This is a genomic window from Pararhizobium sp. P1_E7 (assembly GCF_056405855.1).
Genome location: NZ_JBFUBH010000177.1, coordinates 1 through 2,232, shown reverse-complemented (window position 1 = coordinate 2,232; position 2,232 = coordinate 1). Strand labels below are relative to the sequence as shown.

The following is a 2,232-nucleotide window of genomic DNA, read 5'->3' as shown; positions in this document are numbered from 1 at the left end:
GTACACGTCCCACATGTCCGGCATCGTGTCATCGATAGCCGACAACATAGTCCTCGGCAATGTCGTGCTGGTGCTTTCCGGATTTGGCGCCGTGCTGTCATTCGTCGCCGGCGCGGCTTGTTCGGCGGTGCTGGTCAATTGGGGCCGGCGTCAGCATCTGCAGAGCGAGTACGCGTTTCCACTCGGGTTGGAAGCTGTCCTGCTAATTTGCTTTGGGCTGCTCGGAGGTCACCTCGTACGTCATGCAGCTTTGTTTATGCCCATGACCGTCATGCTGTTGTGCTTCATCATGGGCTTACAGAATGCCATCATAACCAAATTGTCGGAAGCTAGAATTCGCACGACGCATGTCACCGGGATGGTTACAGACATCGGTATCGAGCTTGGCAAACTGTTCTACTGGAACGCATCACGAGAAAACTCGGAGAAGCCGTTCGTGCGAGCAGATCGTCAGAAGCTGAAGCTGCTGGCGTTTCTCGTCACGTTATTCTTTACCGGTGGCATCATCGGGGCGGTGGGATTCAAGCACTTCGGCTTTGCCATGACACTGTTTCTGGCGGCCATTCTCCTCGTGCTGGCGGCCGTGCCCATCCTCGACGACATGTCAGCTCACCTAAGGCGGCTCTGGCGATCGCTCTGATGCAAAAAAGCTCGGTCGTTTTTTGATCGAAGTTTTCGAACGCCCCGAAGGCGTCTATCTTAAAGCAGGGCGGTGACGTGTCGGTGGCGGAGATTTGACTGCCATCCAAGTGTGATCGACTCGCTGTGGGCGATTTACCCGCGCGGAATGATCCTTGAGTGCACGGGCAACTACAGAGCGATTGGGCGCTGGAGTGTGCGGTTCGCTGAGCTCTGGGACGATCTCTGGTGGAACGGCGCTTGCTCGGCAGTCCAGTGCGGAACTGGCCGATCGCGACCGAAGGGCATGCCGATGACCTGCCTGTCCTCGCCCATGACGCCGCCCGCCCACACTGGCGCGAGAAGTGCCCCAGGCTGACCGAAGACGCCCCCAGAGTGCGTATGTCACCGGTCCGGAGAAGGGGACCGCCTCGATCTGGCTGAGCACGATGTCGCGCGCCTTTGTCGGCTGCCGGAGATCTGCGATGTCGCGAAGGGACTTTGTTTGGGCGGTCAGTCGATCAGAAAAGCCAGGTCGGTGTTTTTGGGGCTCCAATGAAACGTGCCCCTTGCCGTTTGCATTGGGCAAGACTAACGCAACTGCTGGAGAGATACGACAGCCCGTCCGGTTATTCTTTTTGGAGAGCAGGAGGAATTGTGTGGCGTTCAGGCGACCGTCCGCTCTTCGACAGCCTTGAGATCGTCATTTGCCACGCCCGGATACCACTTCTCGAATGCTGATCGCAGAGAACCGTCGAGCGTTTGTGTTCTCGTCTGCAACAGAAGATGGGCGCCGACCTTGCTCCATTGCATCTGCTGCTTTTTGGTAAAGCGCCTCGACCTGCAAGACGAATTCAACAAGACCTTGATGGATACCGTGACAAAAGGGGTGGGACGCCTTGTCGATGCCGACATGAATGAAACATACTCCTCGTGTCTTCCTACGCCTTGAACCAATTCGAACCTAAGGCACACCAAACCCCACAGCTCCATCCGTGGCGCTACATTGAAACACTTGCCCAATCTTCATGCCCGTGGCGAATTCGCACTACGAAAATTTTCTCATCATCTTCAACCCGATAGACGATGAGATGTGCTTTGAAGGGATGAATTCTGATGGGCGGTTCGATCTCATTCCGTTCGCGTGCGATGCGTGGATTAGCAGCTATCAGATCAAATAGTGCGAAAAGTTCATCGTGGTAGCGTTTTGCCTGGTCTACTCCGAACATACGGGCACCCTGGTCGGCGATCGCAATGATGTCTTCTTCCGCCTCGACAGAAAGTTTAAGACTCACGACTTGCTGGCACGAGCCATCGCCTCGGCAAAGAGTTCATCCTTTGATCGAATGCCAACGCCACTTTGGAGCCCGGCCTCGACGAAACTTTGCATGGCGGCAATCTTGTCGTTTCGTGTCTGGTCGCGTCGGATCAGGTCGCGCACGTAGTCGCTAGCGTTCGAATATCGCCCAGTCCTGGCCTGCGCCTCCACCCAATCCTTCATCGGGTCTGGAAGAGATACGTTCATGGTCGCCATCGGAAACCTCCATTTGAAGGGATCATATTCCATTTTGGCAAAGTTTGTCAAATATTCCCACATCTACATGGGGTCGGAAC

2 protein-coding genes and 2 pseudogenes are annotated in these 2,232 nt (G+C 55.5%); 1 reads left to right on the top strand and 3 read right to left on the bottom strand.

Annotation, left to right across the window (positions count from 1 at the left end):
* Positions 1-631 (top strand): annotated as a pseudogene (locus AC1D17_RS28590) (YoaK family protein); the annotation flags it as partial.
* A 653-nt stretch (positions 632-1,284) separates the two neighbouring features.
* Here the strand turns inward: AC1D17_RS28590 and AC1D17_RS28585 are convergent.
* The 3 genes and pseudogenes from AC1D17_RS28585 to AC1D17_RS28575 all read right to left on the bottom strand — a co-directional run.
* A pseudogene (locus tag AC1D17_RS28585) lies at positions 1,285-1,458 on the bottom strand (ISKra4 family transposase); the annotation flags it as partial.
* 161 nt (positions 1,459-1,619) lie between these two features.
* Positions 1,620-1,913, bottom strand: coding sequence for a type II toxin-antitoxin system RelE/ParE family toxin (locus AC1D17_RS28580; RefSeq protein WP_477568578.1), 294 nt, complete (start codon positions 1,911-1,913; stop codon positions 1,620-1,622).
* Positions 1,910-2,152, bottom strand: a complete 243-nt coding sequence (locus tag AC1D17_RS28575; RefSeq protein ID WP_071835911.1) for a type II toxin-antitoxin system ParD family antitoxin — start codon at positions 2,150-2,152, stop codon at positions 1,910-1,912. The genes AC1D17_RS28580 and AC1D17_RS28575 overlap by 4 nt, the downstream gene beginning before the upstream one ends.
* Between the last annotated feature and the right edge of the window lie 80 nt (positions 2,153-2,232).